This is a genomic window from Flavobacterium haoranii, from assembly GCF_009363055.1.
In the GTDB taxonomy this organism is placed as follows: domain Bacteria; phylum Bacteroidota; class Bacteroidia; order Flavobacteriales; family Flavobacteriaceae; genus Flavobacterium; species Flavobacterium haoranii.
Window position 1 is genome coordinate 486,658 of record NZ_CP045292.1, and the last position, 21,189, is coordinate 507,846.

At 30.0% G+C, this 21,189-nt stretch carries 17 protein-coding genes and 2 pseudogenes; 17 read left to right on the plus strand and 2 right to left on the minus strand.

The window, feature by feature from the left end; all coding sequences use genetic code 11:
- Positions 1-6: 6 nt before the first annotated feature.
- Genes ligA through GCU34_RS02420 form a run of 4 tightly spaced genes read left to right on the plus strand, consistent with a single transcriptional unit; the run spans position 7 to position 3,387 of the window.
- On the plus strand, positions 7-2,007 hold the full coding sequence (gene ligA / locus GCU34_RS02410; RefSeq protein WP_072785423.1) for an NAD-dependent DNA ligase LigA: 2,001 nt from the start codon (positions 7-9) through the stop codon (positions 2,005-2,007).
- Positions 2,000-2,248: a hypothetical protein gene (locus tag GCU34_RS02415; RefSeq protein ID WP_072785421.1), complete on the plus strand. Its 249-nt coding sequence runs from the start codon at positions 2,000-2,002 to the stop codon at positions 2,246-2,248. Before ligA ends, GCU34_RS02415 begins: the two co-directional genes overlap by 8 nt.
- 38 nt (positions 2,249-2,286) lie before the next feature.
- The gene (locus GCU34_RS13575) at positions 2,287-2,679 is read left to right on the plus strand and encodes a hypothetical protein (protein WP_072785419.1); all 393 of its coding nucleotides are present in this window, start codon (positions 2,287-2,289) and stop codon (positions 2,677-2,679) included.
- 3 nt (positions 2,680-2,682) lie between these two features.
- Entirely contained in the window at positions 2,683-3,387 is a 705-nt protein-coding gene (locus GCU34_RS02420) for a hypothetical protein (protein ID WP_072785409.1), read from the plus strand.
- Here GCU34_RS02420 and GCU34_RS02425 read toward each other — a convergent pair.
- Positions 3,380-4,294, minus strand: a complete 915-nt coding sequence (locus tag GCU34_RS02425) for a bifunctional metallophosphatase/5'-nucleotidase (RefSeq protein WP_072785407.1) — start codon at positions 4,292-4,294, stop codon at positions 3,380-3,382. The two genes, GCU34_RS02420 and GCU34_RS02425, sit on opposite strands and share 8 nt — an antisense overlap.
- Complete coding sequence (locus tag GCU34_RS02430; protein ID WP_152378342.1) at positions 4,294-5,016, minus strand: 5'-nucleotidase C-terminal domain-containing protein; 723 nt, start codon at positions 5,014-5,016, stop codon at positions 4,294-4,296. Before GCU34_RS02430 ends, GCU34_RS02425 begins: the two co-directional genes overlap by 1 nt.
- Before the next feature lie 107 nt (positions 5,017-5,123).
- Between GCU34_RS02430 and GCU34_RS02435 the strand changes: the two genes are divergently transcribed.
- The 13 genes and pseudogenes from GCU34_RS02435 (at position 5,124) to GCU34_RS02495 (ending at position 21,184) form a co-directional block, all read left to right on the plus strand.
- Positions 5,124-5,642 (plus strand): DUF6913 domain-containing protein, encoded by a 519-nt coding sequence (locus GCU34_RS02435; protein ID WP_072785405.1) that lies wholly within the window; start codon positions 5,124-5,126, stop codon positions 5,640-5,642.
- Between the two features lie 2 nt (positions 5,643-5,644).
- A pseudogene (gene dapA, locus GCU34_RS02440) lies at positions 5,645-6,522 on the plus strand (4-hydroxy-tetrahydrodipicolinate synthase).
- An 85-nt stretch (positions 6,523-6,607) separates the two neighbouring features.
- Positions 6,608-7,408, plus strand: coding sequence for an outer membrane protein assembly factor BamD (locus tag GCU34_RS02445; protein ID WP_072785401.1), 801 nt, complete (start codon positions 6,608-6,610; stop codon positions 7,406-7,408).
- 3 nt (positions 7,409-7,411) lie between these two features.
- A complete protein-coding gene (locus GCU34_RS02450; RefSeq protein WP_072785399.1) occupies positions 7,412-7,726 on the plus strand; it encodes a DNA-directed RNA polymerase subunit omega in 315 nt (104 codons plus the stop codon).
- 7 nt (positions 7,727-7,733) lie between these two features.
- A pseudogene (gene coaBC / locus GCU34_RS02455) lies at positions 7,734-8,944 on the plus strand (bifunctional phosphopantothenoylcysteine decarboxylase/phosphopantothenate--cysteine ligase CoaBC).
- Positions 8,945-8,953: 9 nt separating this feature from the next.
- Entirely contained in the window at positions 8,954-9,832 is an 879-nt protein-coding gene (porD, locus tag GCU34_RS02460) for a type IX secretion system protein PorD (protein ID WP_227658767.1), read from the plus strand.
- A 15-nt stretch (positions 9,833-9,847) separates the two neighbouring features.
- Entirely contained in the window at positions 9,848-11,500 is a 1,653-nt protein-coding gene (recN, locus tag GCU34_RS02465) for a DNA repair protein RecN (protein WP_072785393.1), read from the plus strand.
- Between the two features lie 48 nt (positions 11,501-11,548).
- Entirely contained in the window at positions 11,549-12,742 is a 1,194-nt protein-coding gene (gene fabV, locus GCU34_RS02470; RefSeq protein ID WP_072785391.1) for an enoyl-ACP reductase FabV, read from the plus strand.
- A 179-nt stretch (positions 12,743-12,921) separates the two neighbouring features.
- Positions 12,922-13,806, plus strand: a complete 885-nt coding sequence (locus GCU34_RS02475; protein WP_072785389.1) for an IS982 family transposase — start codon at positions 12,922-12,924, stop codon at positions 13,804-13,806.
- Between the two features lie 233 nt (positions 13,807-14,039).
- Positions 14,040-17,861, plus strand: coding sequence for a GEVED domain-containing protein (locus GCU34_RS02480; RefSeq protein WP_084657001.1), 3,822 nt, complete (start codon positions 14,040-14,042; stop codon positions 17,859-17,861).
- Between the two features lie 85 nt (positions 17,862-17,946).
- Positions 17,947-18,945, plus strand: a complete 999-nt coding sequence (locus GCU34_RS02485; protein WP_072785385.1) for a glycosyltransferase — start codon at positions 17,947-17,949, stop codon at positions 18,943-18,945.
- Positions 18,942-19,529 carry a dephospho-CoA kinase gene (gene coaE, locus GCU34_RS02490; RefSeq protein WP_072785383.1) on the plus strand — a complete coding sequence of 196 codons (588 nt, stop codon included), beginning with the start codon at positions 18,942-18,944 and terminating at the stop codon, positions 19,527-19,529. Before GCU34_RS02485 ends, coaE begins: the two co-directional genes overlap by 4 nt.
- Before the next feature lie 71 nt (positions 19,530-19,600).
- On the plus strand, positions 19,601-21,184 hold the full coding sequence (locus tag GCU34_RS02495; RefSeq protein WP_072785382.1) for a sensor histidine kinase: 1,584 nt from the start codon (positions 19,601-19,603) through the stop codon (positions 21,182-21,184).
- Positions 21,185-21,189 lie beyond the last annotated feature (5 nt).

Genomic DNA, 21,189 nt, shown 5'->3' on the forward strand with positions numbered 1-21,189 from the left:
TATTTTATGGATGTTTTAGCTACAATTAAAGCATTACGAGAAGAATTAAATTTGCATAATTATAATTATTATGTTCTAGATAATCCTACTATTTCAGATTTTGAGTTTGATCAAAAACTTAAACAGTTACAAGATTTAGAAAGTAAACATCCAGAGTATTTTGATGAAAATTCGCCTACACAACGTGTAGGTGGAGCTGTAACCAAAAACTTTGAAACTATAGCTCACGAATATAGAATGTATTCGTTGGACAATTCGTATTCGCAAGAAGATTTAACCGATTGGGTTACACGTTGTCAAAAAATATTAGGAGATGTTCCGCTTGAATTTACATGTGAATTAAAGTATGATGGCGCATCAATTAGTATTTTGTATGAAAATGGAAAACTAAAACGCGCAGTAACAAGAGGTGATGGTTTTCAAGGAGATGATGTTACTAATAATGTAAAAACAATTAAATCGGTTCCCATTAAGCTTAAAGGTGATTTTCCTGATAAGTTTGAAATTCGTGGAGAAATTATTCTGCCTTTAGCTGGATTTGAAAAAATGAATCAAGATTTGATTGAAATTGGTGAAACACCTTATTCGAATCCAAGAAATACAGCTTCGGGAAGTTTAAAATTACAAGATAGTGCAGAAGTAGCAAAACGACCATTAGATTGTTTATTGTATTCCTTAGTTGGAAATAATTTGCCCATACAAAGCCAATTTGAAGGTCTGCAAAAAGCAAGAGACTGGGGTTTTAAAGTGCCACAACAATCTCATTTGGCAAAGTCAATAGATGAAGTTTTTGAGTTTATCAATTATTGGGATGTTCACCGTCACGATTTGCCATACGAAACTGATGGAGTAGTGGTAAAGGTAAATCAAATACAATATCAAGAAGAATTAGGTTATACTGCAAAGTCTCCGCGTTGGGCAATTGCATATAAGTTTAAAGCGGAACAAGCGGTTACTACTTTAGAATCAATTTCATATCAAGTTGGTAGAACAGGAGCAATTACTCCAGTTGCCAATTTACAGCCAGTTCAGTTAGCTGGAACCATTGTTAAAAGAGCGTCTTTACATAATGCAGATCAAATTGAGAAACTTGATATTAGAGTTAATGATACTGTTTTTGTTGAAAAAGGAGGCGAAATTATTCCAAAGATTGTAGGTGTTGATCTAACCCAAAGAAAAGCAGATTCAGAAAAAACGATTTATATTACACATTGTCCAGAATGTGACACTGCTTTAGTTCGTAACGAAGGCGAAGCACAACATTATTGTCCAAATTTTTATGGCTGTCCGCCGCAAATTATTGGTAGAGTTCAGCATTATATTACTCGCAAAGCAATGGATATTGATGGTTTAGGAGGAGAAACTGTCGCTTTGCTTTACAATAATGGTTTAATTGAAAATTACGCCGATTTATATGAACTTAAGAAAGATCAAATCATTCCTTTAAAAAGGATGGCTGAGAAATCGGCGGAGAACTTGATTAATGGAATAGAGAAATCTAAAAAAATTCCGTTTGAAAGAGTGTTGTATGCTTTGGGAATTAGATATGTAGGGGAAACAGTGGCTAAAAAATTAGCTAAACACTATAAAAATATTGATGCTATTGCTCATGCTTCATTATTAGATTTAGTTTTAGTGGATGAAATTGGTGAAAAAATTGCTCAAAGTGTGGTGCAGTTTTTTGAAAATCCAAATAATGTTATTTTAATTAATCGATTGAAAGAATATGGAGTTCAGTTAGCAATTGATGAAAGTAAATCGACTTCAGTTTCAAATAAATTAGAAGGAAATATTTTTGTAGTTTCTGGTGTTTTTGAAACCTATTCTAGAGATGATTTGAAGAAAGTTATTGAAGAAAATGGAGGTAAAGTAGGGAGTTCTATTTCGTCTAAAACAAATTATGTTGTTGCTGGTGCAAATATGGGTCCATCTAAATTAGAAAAAGCAATTAAATTAGGAATACCTATAATTGATGAATATAAATTTAATGAACTTTTGAATGAGTAAACAATTACAAAATTTAAGTTTTTATATTTTATTTTCGGTTTTGTTTTTGGCTTCAGTTATGTTTAAACTAGAAGCATTAGCATTTTATTCAAAACCCTTCATAATTCCAACTATTGTTCTGTATTATGCTTTAACAAATCAAGTTAAGACAAATGACTTGTTTTTAATTTCTATAATGTTTTTTTATGTAGGAGATGTTTTAGCATTGCTTAATATTCCAAGTTTTACGAAATTGGATTAGTAAGTTTTTCAATTCCTTACTTTTTTGTACTCTATATTTTGGTTAAAAGATTAAAAGAAATTAATGTTTATAAAAGGATTAACTTCTTTAATTTTAGTCATTTATTAATTACGATTATATTGGTTGTATTAATGTTGATGGTTTTAAACAATGTAGAGCTTAAGACTAAAGTTGAGTATTATATTTATTTAGTATTTGGTTTACAGTTAGTTTTTATGGGGATTTTATCTTCTGTTTTATATTTAAACGAAAGTGGACAATCAGGACTTTTTTTAGCTCTAGCAGTAGCGTCATTTATTATTTCTGATATGTTTTTTATTTTAAATAAGAATTTTTTAGAATTGTCAATATTCAAATTTATAAATGCTTTAAGTCAAACGGTATCCTATTATTTCTATTGCAGATATTTTTTAGTAAACATTAAAAAGTAAAACATGAAAATTAAAAATCCAGCACTTTTTTTATATTTTATTGCTTACGTTTTATATCTGTATTTTTTTAAAATTAATATAGACAAAGAAGTTGCGCTTATATTTAAGCCAATGATTTTAGCATCAATTTCTTTTTATTATTTTTTTAATTCCCAACAAATTAAAAAGAATAAACTGCATTTTTTTATAATAGGATTATTGTTTGTTGCTGATAATGCGAACCTACTTCAAGAAACAGTTTTTTATCAATTGGCTTTGTTTCTTTATATGGTAGTCTTGTTTTTATTCTTGTATTTAATACTCTTAGATTCGAAGTTATTGCATAAAAAAGTCCTAATTGAAAAGAGATTAGGACTTGTATTTGGTACTTTAATTTTTGCAGCTTTTGTATTAAAAATAATATCATTGTATGTTGTAAAACATTCTTTTCACAGCTATTATCTTATAATAAACTATATTATTGTTTTCTTGAGTGTTTTGGTTTTTAGTTTGTACAATTATTTCAAATTTAAAACTGCAAGTGCCAAATTTTTATTACTAACAATGTTGTCGTTACTTTTTGCAGATTTAACATCTGTTATTAACGTATATTATTACAAAGCTCCTAGTTTGAATTATTTTTCTTGTATCGCTGAAATTCCTTGTTATTATTTTTTGGTTAGATATTTTTTAGCTAGAGATGTTGAAAAAAATAATACAATTAAATAACTATATTTCGATTTACACTATTACTTTTTTGCTCGTTAGTGAAATAAAAATCTATTCTTCCTAGATTTATTCCGTAGCAGCCAACTTGGTTTACAATAACATCTTTTCCATCTAAGTTTTTAACTAAAGTAGGTTTGTCTAAAAAAGTGTGAGTATGACCACCAATAATTAGATCGATGTTTTTAGTTTTTTGTGCCAAAACAAGATCGCTCACTTTTTCAGGTTCATTTTTATATTGATAGCCTAAATGTGATAAGCAAATTACAACATCACATTTTTCAACTTCTTTTAGATTTTTTACAATATCTGTTGCAACTTCAATTGGGTTGTTGTAAACGGTTTCTTTGTAAAGTTTTTTATCAACTAATCCAGCTAATTCAACACCTAAACCAAAAATTCCAATTTTAATACCATCTTTTATAATGATTTTGTAAGGTTTTACAATGTTGTCTAAAATGGTGTTTTTAAAATCATAATTAGCAGAAACAAAATCAAATTTTGCATGAGGTAACTGTGCATAAAATCCATCAATACCATTATCGAAATCATGATTTCCCATAGTAGCTACATCATATTGTAACATAGTCATCAATTTAAACTCTAATTCGCCACCATAATAGTTGAAATAAGGAGTTCCCTGAAAAATATCTCCAGCATCAAGTAATAAGACATTTTTTTCTTCGGCTCTTATTTGTTCAATAACTTTAGCTCTTTTAGAAACGCCTCCCATTCCTGGATATTTAGAATGAGTCGATTCAAATGGATCTATATGACTATGCGTATCGTTTGTATGAAGTATTGTTAATTTTTTAGTTTCTAAATTTGAAAAACTAGATAGAGTAAAGCCACCAACCGACAATAATGCGGTAGTAGTAACTGTTTTCTGTATAAAATCTCTCCTTTTCATTATTCCTCAATTATATGTTTAGTTGTAATATTAGGGATTGTATCTACTTTTTTGAAATAATCAATAAATAGATTTCTCAATTTATAATCAATGTCATATTTTTCGTTACTTGAAGTAAAGAAATTCATATTGTCACCGCCATTTGCTAAATAATCAGATGTAGCAACATAATATACTTTAGAAATTTCTATAGGTTTATCATTTACAAGAATTTTATCTACAAGAACTTGATTGTCTTTTGTGTAAATAGTTAAACCAAAAAGCGGATGAGGTTTTCTTTCTTTAATGATATATTTGGCTAAATCAATAATTTTATCACCAGTTAAAGCTACAACAATGACACTGTTTTCAAAAGGCATAATATCATAAGCAGTTTTGGTAGTTACATTGCCTTTGGGAATTATAGAACGAATTCCGCCGTGATTTAATAAACAAATGTCAATATCCTTTCCTGTTCTATTTTTAAAAACAGGGTTTGCTAATTCGAAAGTTGATTCAGCAAATAGGTTTCCAATGTTAGTTTCCCATTTACCTTTGCTTTTGTCTTGATCAATAGGATTGTAAGCTAAAACACTACTTAAATCTTTACTTATGTTTTCGCGGTAAGGAAGAATAAAATTTTCTAAAGAATTATCTCCAATAATTGTATTTTCAATAGGAATTTTAGAAGTTTTTATCTCATAAATAACATTTTCTTTTGTCTTGCACGATGTAAATGACAAAAATGTTAATAAAAAACAAAATAAACATTTATCGTAATATTCTTTTTTATTTTTACCATGTAAAAAAACATTTTAAATTATAATTTTGTACGATTCGTAAAAGTACTATGTTTTCAAAAATATTTAAGGAATTTTTTCTAAAAAAAATAGTTAACAAAAGGTTATTAAGTTATCGGTTAAACGATTCTGATGACAAAATTGAAACTATTGGAATCATTGTAGATGAAACATATTTTACCAATAAAGATAAATTAATTTCAGCTTTACTTAAAAAAGGATTTAATAAAGAACAACTAACAATATTAGTATTCAAAGAAAAAGTAAAAGCAAAAGAAGTTATTGAAGAACCGTTTTTTTCTTTAAAAAATATTACCATTTCAGGAAAAATAAATAAAACTGAAGTTGAAGGTTTTGTAGGAAAGAAGTTTGATTTGTTGATAAATTATTACGACGAACCAAAAGCGGTGTTAAATATGGTTGCTAAAAAATCTGCTGCTAATTTTAAAGTAGGTTTCAGTGATATTGATAAGAGAATAAATCATTTAATAATTGCTTCAGATGTTGATGCAATTGATGAATTTGTTGAAGAGTTATTCAAATATTTAAAAATTTTAAATAAAATATAAAAATGCAAAAATTCTACGGAACAGGAGTTGCTCTTGTTACACCTTTTAAAAAAGACTTTTCTGTTGATACAGAAGCTTTGGCAAAAATTGTTGATTTTGTAACTGAAGGCGGAGTTGAATATTTAGTGGTTTTAGGAACAACTGCTGAAACGGCTACTTTAACAGCTGAAGAAAAGATTTAGTTATAAAGACTGTTATTGATGCTAATAAGGGTAGATTGCCATTGGTTTTAGGAGTAGGAGGAAATAACACTATTAAAGTTGTTGAAGAATTAAAAACAAGAGATTTATCTTCTTTTGATGCAGTTCTTTCTGTTTCGCCATACTACAATAAACCAACTCAAGAAGGAATTTATCAGCATTTTAAAGCAGTTGCAGAAGCTTCTCCAGTGCCAGTAATTTTATACAATGTACCAGGAAGAACAGCAAGTAATGTACTACCAGCAACAATTATCCGTTTAGCAAATGACTTTAGTAATATTATTGGAGTTAAGGAAGCTGCTGGTGACATAGTTCAAGCAATGAAGTTAATTCAGCATAAACCTAAAGATTTCTTAGTAATTTCTGGCGATGACATGATAACATTGCCAATGGTTTTAGCGGGTGGAGCAGGTGTTATTTCTGTTATTGGCGAGGGTTTTCCAAAAGAGTTTTCTCAAATGGTGCGTTTAGGATTAGAAAGAAAAGTGGAGGAAGCATATGCGTTACATTATAAAATTTCTGACTCTATTGATATGATTTTTGAACAAGGAAATCCTGCTGGAATAAAAGAGATTTTTAAAGTATTAAACTTGTCTGAAAATACAGTAAGATTACCTTTGGTTAATGTAAACGAAGACTTAGCTTCTAGGATTGAGACTTTTGTTAAAAAAATATCTTAAAAAAAGATTTTTGTTGTAATTAAATAATCTCTACTTTTGCAGTTGCTTTTTTAGAAAGCTTTTGCGCTTCTAAAATTTAATATATATGAAGAAAATAATATCGATTCTGACTTTGGTGGTTGTTTTAACCTCATGTAGTGAATATCAAAAAGCTTTAAAAAGTGAAGATATTGCTTTGAAAACTAAAGTAGCAGAAACAAAATATAACGATGGAAAATACAAAAAAGCTTTGCGTTTGTATGAGCAAATAGCTCCTCTAATGAAAGGTAAGCCTAATGCTGAACGTATATTTTATTTTTATGCAAAATCATATTACGAAACAGAACAATATTATTTAGCTGGTTATCAGTTTGAAAGTTTTGTAGCAGGTTACCCTAAAAGTGAAAAAAGGGAAGAAGCAACTTTTTTAGGTGCGGAATGTTTTTATAATCTTTCTCCTGTTTACAGTTTAGATCAAGTAGATACTGAAAAAGCATTAAGTAAATTACAAAAGTTTATTGATACTTATCCAAATTCTGAATATTTGCCAAAAGCTAATGAGTATGTTAAAGAATTAAGCGAGAAGTTAGAAAAGAAAAATTTTGAAGTTGCAAAACAATACAATACAATTTCTGATTATAAAGCTTCAATTAAAGCGTTTGAAAACTTTTTAATTGATTTTCCAGGAACAAAATATAAAGAACAAGCATTGTATTATAGATTTGATTCAGCATATCAATTAGCAATAAATAGTGTTCCTTCAAAAAAAGAAGAGCGTTTAAATTATGCTAAAACTCTATATGGAAATTTAGTTAAATTTAAAGAAGATACTGAGTTCAAAGAAACAGCCGATGAAATGTTGGCAACCATAAATAAAGAATTACAACAATATACTAATATCAATTAAATCATGGATTTAAAAAAGACAACTGCTCCAGTTAATACAATTACGTATAACAAAGCGACAATTGAAGCTCCAACAGGAAATATTTATGAGGCAATTACAATCATAGCTAAAAGAGCAAGTCAAATTAACTCTGAAATTAAAAAAGAGTTAATTGAAAAATTAGATGAGTTTGCAACTTATAACGATAGTTTAGAAGAAATCTTCGAAAATAAAGAGCAAATTGAAGTATCTAAGTTTTATGAAAAACTTCCTAAACCTCATGCATTAGCTGTGCAAGAATGGTTAGAAGATAAAATTTATTATAGAGAGGCTAAATAATTTCACTATGTCTGTTTTAAAAGGTAAAAAAATAATCCTCGGAGTTTCTGGAGGAATAGCAGCCTATAAAACAGCTCATTTAGTAAGACTTTTTATAAAAGCAGGTGCTCATGTACGCGTAGTAATGACACCTGCTTCTAAAGATTTTATTACACCACTCACACTTTCTACGTTATCTAAAAATCCGGTCTATTCTGAATTTTATTCTGAGGAAGATGGAAATGAACTTTGGAATAATCATGTAGAATTAGGCCTTTGGGCCGATTTTATTGTTATCGCGCCAGCTACAGCCAATACACTTTCTAAAATGGCTAACGGAAATTGCGATAACTTATTAATTGCAACATATTTATCGGCAAAATGTCCAGTTTATTTTGCTCCAGCAATGGATTTAGATATGTACAAGCATCCTTCAACATTAGATAGTTTTCATAAATTAAAAGCATTTGGTAATATCATGATTCCTGCCGAATCTGGTGAATTAGCAAGTGGTTTATCGGGTGAAGGAAGAATGGCAGAGCCAGAAAATATTGTATCTTTTATTGAAGACGATTTATTGTCAAAATTACCTTTACGAAATAAAACAATTTTAATTACTGCTGGTCCAACATATGAACCTATTGATCCTGTTCGTTTTATTGGCAATCGCTCTACTGGGAAAATGGGATTTGATATTGCAGAAGAAGCCGCAAGTAAAGGAGCACAAGTAATTTTAATTTCTGGTCCGTCAAGTTTTAATGTTAAAATGAAGAACATTACTCTTGTTCGGGTTGAAACAGCAGAAGAAATGTATAAAGCATGTCATCAGTTTTTTGACAAGGTTGATGTAGCTATAGCTTCAGCTGCAGTGGCAGATTATAAACCAAAAAATGTTGAATCACAGAAAATAAAAAAGAAAGATGCAACGTTAACTTTAGAATTAGAGAAGACAAAAGATATTTTAGCTTCTTTAGGACAAGTTAAAAAAAATCAGTTCTTAATTGGTTTTGCTCTAGAAACTGAAAATGAAATTGAGCATGCAAAACAAAAAATTGAGAAAAAAACTTAGATTTGATAGTTCTAAATTCATTGAATGATAAAGGTGCAGGTTTTGGACATCCAACAAATAAAGTTACTTTTATCGATAAATTAGGAACAATTGAACCAATGGATTTAAAATCTAAAGAAGAAGTTGCAATCGATATTATAAATAAAATTATAACTCATTATAATGCATAAAATTTTTTAATAACTCTACTATTTGTTTTCGGTAAATTTGTTTCTGCACAAGAACTACAAGCTACTGTTGTTGTTAATGCTGAAAGAATGACTGATGTTAATCCGCAAATTTTTAAAAACTTACAAACTAAAGTAAATGAGTTATTAAATAATACAAACTGGACAAATGAAAAGTATTTGCCTCAAGAAAAAATTGAATGTAATTTCTTTTTCAATGTTTCAGAGTTTAATATGAATACTAATGTTGTAGTAGCAACTTTACAAGTTCAAGCTTCGCGACCAGTATATAATTCTACATATAGTTCTCCTCTAATAAATATTAATGACAATCATGTATCGTTTAAATTTTTAGAATTTGAGCAGTTAATATATGACCAAAACTCATTTACATCAAATCTAGTTTCCTTAGTTGCTTTTTATGCTAATATAATTATAGGTTTAGATAAAGATAGTTATTCAGAATTAAGCGGAACTAAATATTTAACTACTGCTTCAAACATAATGACGCTAGCTCAAACTAGTGGTTATAAAGGATGGTCACAAAATGAGGGCAATAATAACAATCGTTATTTTCTTATTTCTGATTTAAATTCGAATACTTATCTACCTTATCGCAAAGCAATTTACGAATATCATTACAAAGGATTAGATGTAATGAATGAAGATTTAAAAAAAGGAAAAGAAGAAATTTTTAATGCAATAAAAACATTGTCGGCTCTTCAAAATATTAGACCAAATGCTTTATTAACAAGAATGTTTTTTGATGCTAAGACCGATGAAATAGTTTCAATTTTTACAGGTGGTCCCGAAATGAATAATGCGGAGTTATTGACCATTTTAAATAGAATATCTCCTTTAAATTCTACTAAGTGGAATACTATTAAATAACATAAATTTTTTGCTATGTTATTATCACTTTCAATTAAAAATTACGCTTTAATAGAAAATTTAGAAATTCAGTTTTCTGATAAATTTTCAATTATTACAGGTGAAACGGGTGCGGGTAAATCTATTTTACTTGGCGCTCTTGGTTTGGTTTTAGGAAATAGAGCCGATTTATCTTCTTTAAAAGATGATACTCAAAAATGTATAATTGAAGCTGAGTTTTTAATTTCAGCTTATAATCTAAAAGAGTTCTTCAAACAAAACGATTTAGATTATGAAGAGTTAACTATTATCAGAAGAGAAATTTTGCCATCAGGTAAATCAAGAGCTTTTGTGAATGATAGTCCGGTTAATTTAAGTGAATTACAAGAACTTGGGAATTATTTGCTAGATATTCATTCTCAACACCAAACGAGAGAATTAATAGGTGAAGATTTTCAATTAAACTTATTAGATTTAGTTTCTCAAACAAGTGATTTATTAAGTGAATATAAAGTTAATTTAAAAGAGCTAAAACAATCAGAAAAAGAGTTGGCTAGTCTTTTAACTGATAAAGAATCACTTGTAAAAGAATATGATTATAATGCCTTTTTATTAGATGAATTAGTAAAGTCTAATTTAAAAGAAGGAGAATTAGAAGAATTAGAGCAAGAAGTAGAACAGTTGTCAAATGTGTCTTTAATAGAAGAAAATCTTTCTAAAATAGTTGGAATTTCTAATGAAGAAACAATTGGAATTATAACGCAATTAAAAGAAGCGAAAAATTCTTTTTCAAAAATTGATACATATTCAAAACTATATAAAGATTTACTTCAAAGATTAGATAGTATAATTATCGAATATCTCGATATTATTAAAGAAAGTGAAGTTTCTTTAGAGAAATTAGAACATAATCCAGAACGTTTAGAATTTGTAAATAATAAATTACAAATTATATATTCGCTATTTCAAAAACATCAAGTAAATAGTGTCGAAGATTTATTGCAAATACAAGAAGATCTTGAAGCTAAAGTTTTAAAAGTTGATGAATTTGATATTCAAATTCAAAAGTTAGAAAAACAAATTGAGGAATTAAATGTGAAGTTAAATTCTTTAGCTGCTTCTATTTCTCAAAAAAGAAAAGATAAGGCACCAAGTTTAGCTACAGAAATTCGAAATATTATATCTAGTTTAGGAATGCCAGATGCACAGTTAGAATTTGCCTTTACTCAATTAGATTCATTTGGTAAAAATGGCACTGATTTAATTTCGTTGAACTTTTCTGCAAATAAAGGTTCAAATTTGTCACCAATTAAAAAAGTGGCTTCTGGTGGAGAGTTATCAAGAGTAATGCTTGCTATAAAAGCTGTATTGGCTAATTATTCGAAATTACCAACAATTATTTTTGATGAGATTGATACTGGAGTTTCTGGAGAAATTGCAATAAAAATGGCGGAAGTAATGGATAAAATGAGCGATAAAATGCAAGTTTTTGCTATTACGCATTTACCTCAAATTGCTGCAAAAGGAAATCAGCATTATAAAGTATTTAAGTACAATCAAGGAAATACAACTTTCTCTGAAATTAAACTATTATCAAACGACGATAGAATTGTAGAAATTGCAGAAATGTTGTCTGGAAAGAATATTTCAGATTCAGCCTTAACACATGCAAAAAACCTTTTGAACTAATTTTTTTAATACTTTTGTTAATTAATAAACAAACATAAACCCATAGATATGATTATTGAACCTAGAATGAGAGGATTCATTTGTTTAACAGCCCATCCAAAAGGTTGTGAGCAAAATGTGAAAAATCAAATTAAATATGTTAAATCTAAAGGAAAAATAGATGGACCAAAGCGTGTTTTAGTTGTAGGTGCTTCTACAGGATTTGGACTAGCTTCAAGAATAACTAGTGCTTTTGGTAGCGATGCAGCTACAATTGGTGTATTTTTTGAAAAAGAACCTGCACCAGGAAAAACAGCTACTCCAGGTTGGTATAATTCAGCTGCTTTTGAAGTTGAAGCTCACAATGCAGGTTTATATGCTAAAAGTGTAAACGGAGATGCTTTTTCTAAAGAAGTAAAGGAGCAAGTTATAAACATGATTAAAGAAGATTTAGGACAAATTGATCTTGTAATTTATAGTTTAGCTTCTCCAGTAAGAATGCATCCAGAAACTGGTGTTTTATATCGTTCTACATTAAAACCAATCGGACAAACTTTTACAAATAAAACGGTAGATTTCCATACAGGAAATGTTTCACAAGTGTCTATCGATCCTGCAACTGAAGAAGATATTGCGAATACAGTTGTGGTTATGGGTGGTGAAGATTGGAAAATGTGGATGGATGCCTTAAAAAATGCTAATGTTTTAGCCGAAGGAGCAACTACTGTTGCATATTCTTATATTGGACCAGAAGTTACTGAAGCTGTTTATAGAAAAGGAACTATCGGTAGAGCTAAAGATCATTTAGAAGCTACCGCATTTGAAATTACTGATGCTCTAAAAGATATTAATGGGAAAGGTTATGTTTCTGTTAATAAAGCTTTAGTAACACAAGCAAGTTCTGCAATTCCTGTTATTCCATTGTATATCTCTTTGTTGTATAAAATTATGAAAGAAAAAGGTATTCACGAAGGTTGTATTGAGCAAATTCAACGTTTATATGCTGATAGATTATATAGTGGAGGAGAAGTCCCAGTTGATGAAAAAGGGCGTATTAGAATTGATGATTGGGAAATGAGAGAAGATGTGCAAAGTCAAATTGCAACATTATGGGGAGAATCTACAACAGAAAACCTTGTAGAAATTGGAGATTTAGCTGGTTATAAGCAAGATTTCTTGAATTTATTTGGTTTCGGATTTGAAGGAGTTGATTATAATGCTGATACCAATGAAATGGTTATGATACCTAGTATTTCTTCTTAACCTTTTCTTAAGTTAATAAAAAATTAAAAAGCCTTGTTAAATCTAACAAGGTTTTTTTTGTACAAAATCAATTCTCAATAACCCGTTGGGTGAAATTATTTGAAGAAAAATAAATTGATTAGATATTGGTCAAGATACTGAAATTCAGTATCTTGAAGTCGCAAAACAAACCAATATCCATGACAAATATAGTTAAAAATTATTTTAGAGTTTTAGAAGTTATAAGTTCTTTGAGTTATGATTTAGAATTTAAATCAAATGTTGGAAGAAAAGCAAAAATGTCTGATTTAGAAGTAGTTGCATTGAGTTTGACGGCTGAATTTATGTCTATTGATAGTGAAAACTCATTGTTTAAGCAAATAAACCAACCTGAAATTCCAAATTTATTAGAGCGAAGTCAGTTCAATAAAAGAAGAAGAAAGTTGTTCTTATTTTTAGAAGAGGTGAGAACCAAGCTAGCCAGAGAGTTTTTAGAATTTGAAGACTACTTTATTGTTGACAGTATGCCGTTGGAAATTTGTAAATTCTCACGTCATAATAGAATAAAAATCTGTAAAGATGAATTTGAAACTGCTCCCTCAAAAGGGTTTTGTGCTTCTCAAAACAATTGGTTTTATGGCTATAAACTTCATGGTGTTTGCTCTGTAGCTGGAGTTTTTCACTCGTTAGACATTACAAAAGCTGAAGTTCATGATGTTCACTTTTTGAAAAACATAAAACAACAAATGTCTGATTGTGTGCTTCTTGGAGACAGAGGTTATTTATCAGAAAGCATTCAATTAGATTTATTTCAATCAGTAAATATAAAATTAGAAACTCCTATGAGAACAAATCAAAAACAATATAAGCCACAGCCTTACATCTTTAGAAAATCAAGAAAAAGAATAGAAACTTTATTTTCACAATTGTGTGACCAGTTTATGATTAGACGAAATTATGCCAAATCTTTTGAAGGTTTTAAAACTAGAATTTTAGCAAAAATAACCTCTCTAACTTTAGTTCAATATATCAATAAATTTATCTTTGATAGACCAATTAATAATATCAAAATTCAAATCATTTAATTTCACCCAACGGGTTTCTCAATAATATTTATGAAAGAATAATCACACATAAAAGAATATTTGTTATAAAATAAATCTAACATTTTTCTTACATTTTGTTAAACGTCTATATTTCAATTGATAGACTTTGTCTTTTATCGTTAAAATTATACGTTTTAACGATTGTGTTTTTTTATAATTTCAAAAGTATATTAAAAAATTGTAAATTAGCACTAAACATTTAACAACAAAACATGATGAAAAAAATTACTTTATGGCTATTTGCCTTACTTACGAGTTGGCAAATTAATGCCCAGTTTGGTTGCAGTAGTGCTGTAGTGATTGCAGACGGATATACCGCAAGTAATATTACAACACCTGGTAATGGAGGAGTTGAAGATTGGAATGATAATCCAACAGGAACTTCTATTAATGCAAATTATTGGGATGATGATGTTTATTTGTTCCAATACACAGCAGGAGCAACAGATGAATTTATCTCGATGACAATTAATTCTGTTAATAGTTGGAATGGTATTGGTATTTTTACAACTTGTACTGGTAATACCTTTTCTGGTGAATTGGATGCAGAAGGAACAACCGGTGCAAATTCTACAAAGACTGTTTCATCGGTTGTTACTGCAGGTCAAACAGTTTATATTGCAGTTGGTCAGTGGGGAACCCCAAATGGTTTGAATTTTAGCGTAACAAATTTTTCGGTTATTTCTACAACTTCTGCTCCTGACTGTACTTCAATAATTTCGCCTGCTGATGGTGCTAATAATGTGTCTTCAGGTTTAATTACATGGAGTCCAGTTGTTGGGCTTGTAACTGGATACAAATTAAATGTTGGAACAAGTGCAGGAGCAACAGATGTTTTAAATGGAGCAGATGTTGGAAATGTAACTTCATATAATATCGGTACTTTGACAGGAAGTACTACATACTATGTAACTATTATTCCATACAATGCAAATGGAGACGCTACAGGTTGTACCGAAACATCTTTTAGTTCTTGTTTCATTAACGTAGCTCCTTGGACATACGATGTAGAAACAGCAGCAGCTACTACGAATTCAACCATTGCTGATTGTTGGTCTTCAAATCCAACAGGTACAACGTCTGCTTTTAGATGGAATGTAGATGATAACGGGGGAACTCCTTCAGGGACTACTACTGGACCTTCAGGTGCAAATTCTGGAGTTAAATACTTTTATACAGAAGCCTCTAGTGGTACAACTGGAGCAGTTGCAGAATTGTATACACCTTTTGTTGACTTATCAGCTTTAGCAGATCCTTCATTACAATTTTACTATCACATGCGTGGTGTTAATATGGGAGAACTCCATATAGATATTTTTGATGGCACTACATGGACTGACGATGTGTTAGTAATTACTGGTGAGCAACAAACTGCTGCAACTGATCCTTGGAATTTAAGTGTAGTAAGTTTATCGGCATATTCTGGTAACACAGTTCAAGTAAGATTTAGAGGTGTTAGAGGAGCTGGATTTGAAGGAGATATTTCTTTGGATGATATTTCATTTGCAGAAGCCCCTGCTTGTTTCGATCCAATTAATTTAGTAGCATCAAATGTAACTTCATCGAGCGTAGATTTTCAATTTGATGATGCTTCAGGAGGTAATCAATTTGACTTTTGGTATGTTGTGCAACCAGCAGGTACGGGAACATCTGGAACTTTAGTAGAAAATTACTATGATCCTGGTTTTGGTTTCCCAATGACTATAACATGTACTGATGTTGATAATGATTGTGCAAATACAGGATTGCAACCTAACACGGCTTATGAAATCTATGTGAGAGCAGATTGTAGTTCAAATTGGGTAGGTCCAATTAACTTCACTACTTCTTGTGTTGCCATAACTGCATTACCTCATCAAGAAGGTTTTGACGATGCTTTAATGCCTTCTTGTTGGAATACAGCTTTAATAACTGGTACAACAAATTGGGCACCAGACGACACAAATGATGGAGTGCCTTCACCAAGAACTGGTGCTAGATTTGCTGGTAAATCTTGGTCGGGTGATAATGATAGCGCATTATTAATAAGTCCTCCATATAACTTAAGTGCATATTCTACAGATCAAGTTAGATTGAATGTATGGGTATATAGAAGCGCAAATGGGATAGCTGCAGATAGAATAACTTTTTTTGCTAATACTTCGCCTAATGTAACAGGAGCTACTACTTTAGTAGAGGTTCCATTAGCAATATCTCAAGCTCCAACTGTTCCATCTGCTGGATGGTACAATTATATTGTAGATTTACCAATGTCATTTAATACTATTGGTGATTTTTACATCATTGCAAGAGGGGTAACAACTTCTTCGTTTTCGTCTTATTCTGTTGGTTTCGACGATTATTCTTTAGAATTAACTCCTTCAAGTCCTCCAGTATGTGCTTCAAATATTGTGGCAACACCAGATGCTTCTTGTGGAAATTATGCGACTGTAATTACTTGGGATGCGACACCAAATGCAGAAGGATATTATTTAACTATTGGAACTTCTAGCGGGAACAACGATGTTATTGATAATCTAGATTTAGGTAATGTAACTACATATAATTTCACAGGAAATCATAATTCAACATATTATTATACATTAGTTCCTTATAATGGGGTTGGTCCTGCAACTGGTTGTACTGAAATGTCATTTACAACTTCAGCTAATGGTTGTTATTGTATTTCTAATCCAACTTCTGTGGATGGTCAAGGAATTACTAATGTTCAAATTGTTACAACTGATTTTGCTAATACTGTTAATAGTTCTCCAGTTTACAATGATCATACTGCAACAGTAGTGGACATGGCACAAGGAATTAATAATAATGTTCAAATTTCTTTTGATACAGGATTTGGATATGATTATAATATTGTAATTTGGATAGATGCAAATGATGATTTTAATTTAGATGCATCTGAAATTGTTTATACTGGACTAGCACCAAATACACCAATCATAACATTTGATGCTTCATTTGTGGTACCTAATTCGGTACCGCTTGGTCAACATAGAATGAGAATTATTGCTACAGATGCATTACAAACTCCTTCTAATCCTTGTTATTCTGGAACGTATGGAGAAACAGCTGATTTTACTATTAATGTTGTCGCACCATCTTGTACACCTCCTGCTTTTGCAAGTACTACAGTATCTCATGATTGTGCAAATGGTAACTTTAATGTAAATGTAGATGTAACAGATTTAGGAAATGGAAGTCCTTCTATTTCTGATGGTACTACTTCTTGGCCAGTTTCAGCAACAGGTGTTATTGCGGTTGGTCCATTTAATTACGGAACTCCTGTAACTCTAACATTACTTCACGGTTCAGATAACGTTTGTAATGTTACGATTGGTACATTTAATTATGCAGTTTGCCCACCAGCAAATGATGAATGTGTGAACGCAGAAAGTTTAACAGTAGGGGCAATCTTTGCTGATAATTCGGTAGTAGGTACAAATGATGGAGCAACTGCTTCTACTGGAGCTCCTGCACCTGGATGTGCAAGTTATTCAGGAGGAGATGTTTGGTATTCTGCTGTTGTTCCAGCTTCTGGAAGCTTAACATTTGAAATGAATTCTCAATCTGGAGGTATTACTGACGGAGCTGGGGCGGTATATTCAGGTTCTTGTGGAGCATTAACATTATTAGATTGTGATGACTATTCAAGTTCAGATCCAAATGATATGCCTTTAATTGAGGTAACAGGACGTACACCAGGCGAAGTTCTTTATTTTAGAGTTTGGGAATATGGTAATAATTCATTCGGAGAGTTTTTAGTTTCTGCATATGATGCGTCTTTAAGCACAAATGTTTTTGAAAACAATAACTTTAGAGCTTATCCTAACCCAGTTAAAGATGTTTTAACATTGGAATATTCTTCAGATATTACATCTGTAACAGTTTTTAATATGTTAGGTCAACAAGTTATTACAAGAAGTTTAAATGCTACCTCAGCGAATATTGATATGTCTCAATTAAATGCAGGTGCTTATTTAGTATCTGTAAAAATGGGAGATGTTGAAAAAACTATCAAAGTTGTAAAACAATAGTTATTATATAAATTAATTATTGAAAAGTCTCGATGAAAATCGGGACTTTTCTTTTTTAAGATTATCTTTGAAGAAATTTTTACAGATGTATTATTCTTTAATTATTCCTGTTTATAATAGACCAGATGAAATTGATGAACTTTTAGCTAGTTTATTAAATCAAGATTATAAAAAGGATTTTGAAATAGTAATTATTGAAGATGGTTCCAGTATTTCCTGTGCATCCATAATAAAAAAATATACTGATAAATTATCAATTTCTTATTATTATAAATCCAATTCGGGACCAGGAGATTCTAGAAATTACGGAATGCGAATTGCTAAAGGTAATTATTTTATAGTTTTAGATTCCGATTGTATTTTACCTAACAATTATTTATCATCTATTGATGATAATTTAAGGAATAAGTTTGTAGATTGTTTTGGTGGACCAGATAAGGCTCTAGATTCATTTTCTGATATTCAAAAAGCAATTAATTTTTCAATGACCTCTTTTTTAACAACAGGTGGAGTTAGAGGAGGAAGTGAAAAAGTTGGAAAGTTTCAGCCAAGAAGTTTTAACATGGGAATTTCTAAAGAAGCTTTCTTAAAATCTGGCGGGTTTGGAAATATTCATCCTGGTGAAGATCCTGATTTATCTATCCGACTTTGGAACTTAGGTTTTGAAACCGCTTTATTTAAAGATTCTTATGTGTATCATAAAAGACGAATTGATTGGAACAAATTTCACACGCAAGTGAGTAAATTTGGAAAAGCACGACCAATTCTAAATTCGTGGTATCCATCATATTCAAAAATTACCTTTTGGTTTCCTAGTTTGTTTCTTTTCGGATTCATTTTTTCTTTAGTTATAGCTTTTAAATTTCCTTATTTATTTTATTGTTACGTGCTTTATTTCGTATTATTAGGCATCTTGTCGTTAATACAAAATAGAAGTTTCAAAATTGCGTTCTATAGTATTGTAGCCACTGTGATACAGTTTTATGGTTACGGGATGGGTTTTTTTAAATCGTACGTAAAGATTTTTATTTTGAAAAAAGCACCTAGAGAAGCTTTTCCTGAACTTTTTTTTGATGTAAAATGACTAAAATAATTGGACTTACTGGCGGAATTGGAAGTGGAAAATCTACTGTAGCAAAGTATTTAATTTCTAAAGAAATTCCTGTTTATATAGCTGATGATGAAGCTCGAAAATTAATGCAATCAAAAGCAGTTATAAATGCTATTGTTAAAGTGTTTGGTCCCGAAGTTTTAGCTTATGATGGTTTGCTTGATAGAAAAGCATTAGCAAATATTGTTTTTAATGATAAAGAAAAATTAGCACTTTTAAATGGTATTGTTCACCCAAAAGTTAAAAAGCATTTTGAAGCTTGGATAGAAAAAAATAAAACTCATCCATTTGTAGTTAAAGAAGTTGCAATTTTGTTTGAAACCCAAGGACATTTACAATGTGATAAAACTATTTTAGTTACAGCTCCACTTGATGTAAGAATTGAACGAACGATGAAAAGAGATGATGTAACAAAAGAGGAGGTTTTACTACGAATAAAAAACCAACTTCCCGATGAAGAAAAGGTAAAATTAGCTGATTATGTAATTCAGAATATTAATTTAGAAGATACTTATAATCAAATAGATGAGTTGTTAAAAGATTTATATAAAATGTAAAAAATTATATAATTGTTAATCTTTGGTTAATGTATTTTAACAATAAATGTTAAAAAGTTAAATTTGTAGTGATGAATAAAAAAAGATTCCGATTATTAGTTATTTTAATGAGCTTGTCTCTAATTGGAATTATATTAGTTCAGATATATTGGATTAATACGTCATTAAAAAATAATGATGAACAATTCAAATATCATGTTCAGCAAGTTATTGGTAATGTAGCCGAGAAAATTAACAATAAAGAATTAAAAAAGTTTATTGCTCAGGTTACGCATTTAAAAGATAGTACCGGTAAAGTTCCAGAAGAAAACGTATTAAAACAAATTCTCTTTTTAGAACAAGACAGTAATACAAACGAGACTATTATTTATACAAATACCTTAATTGCTGAAAATTACAATGCTAATGGTTCGTTCTTTGATAAGAATTTAGACTCTGTAAATGTTGGTAATTTAGTTGCTAATAGAAAAACAGAAATCTATAACGGAAATTCAGTAGATAATAATAGTCTAGAATACAATCCAAAGCCTGATGTTACCATTCAAAAGTCGGGAAAAATTCCAAGTATTGATAAAGCTTATTTCGAATCGGTTTATAAAGATATTTTATCGTTACGACCTATTCAACAAAGAATTAATAGTGAAGAATTAAAAAAACTATTAAAGCAAGAGCTTGATCGATATGGAGTTAAAACTCCTTTTGAATATGGTATTTACAGCAACGGATTGGCTACAAAAGTTAGATCAGATCGTTTTAAATATGATAAAAGATTAACTTACGGAATTCCTATTTTTCAAGATAGCGATGGCTTAACGCAATATCAATTATTGGTTACTTTTCCACAAAAGAGTAAGTTTTTGTTTTCATCAATTTTAGGAATATCAGCATTATCACTATTATTTACATTAATCATTGTAGTAACTTACTGGAGTGCACTAAACCAGTTATTGAAACAAAAACAAATTTCTGAAATTAAAACAGATTTTATCAATAACATGACGCACGAGTTTAAAACACCTATTGCTACTATAAATTTAGCTTTAGATGCTATTAAAAATCCTAAAGTTATAGAAGATAAAGAAAAAGTACAACGTTATCTTCAAATGATAAAAGATGAAAATAAAAGAATGCACGCTCAGGTTGAAAATGTATTGAGAATATCGAAACTCGAAAAAAACGAATTAGATATTATGAAAGAGCCAGCCGATGTTTTAGAAGTTCTTGAGAATGCTATAGAACATGTAGGTTTAATTATTGAGGACAGACAAGGTTCAATAACGACTCATTTTAATGCACCGAGAACTACAATCTTGTTAAACGAAGTGCATTTTACTAATGTATTGGTAAACATACTTGATAATGCTATTAAATATTCGCCTGAAGCTCCAATTATAGATGTATTTACAGAGAATATCAAAGATTTTATAGTAATAAAAATACAAGATCAAGGCTCGGGAATGAGTAAAGTTGCTCAAAAAAGAGTATTTGAGAAATTTTATAGAGAACATACAGGTGATGTTCATAATGTTAAAGGTCACGGATTAGGATTGGCTTATGTAAAGCAAATTGTAGAGGACCATAACGGAGAAATATTTGTTGAAAGTGAAAAAGGTAAAGGAAGTACATTTATATTGAAAATGCCTTTAATAAATTAAATAAA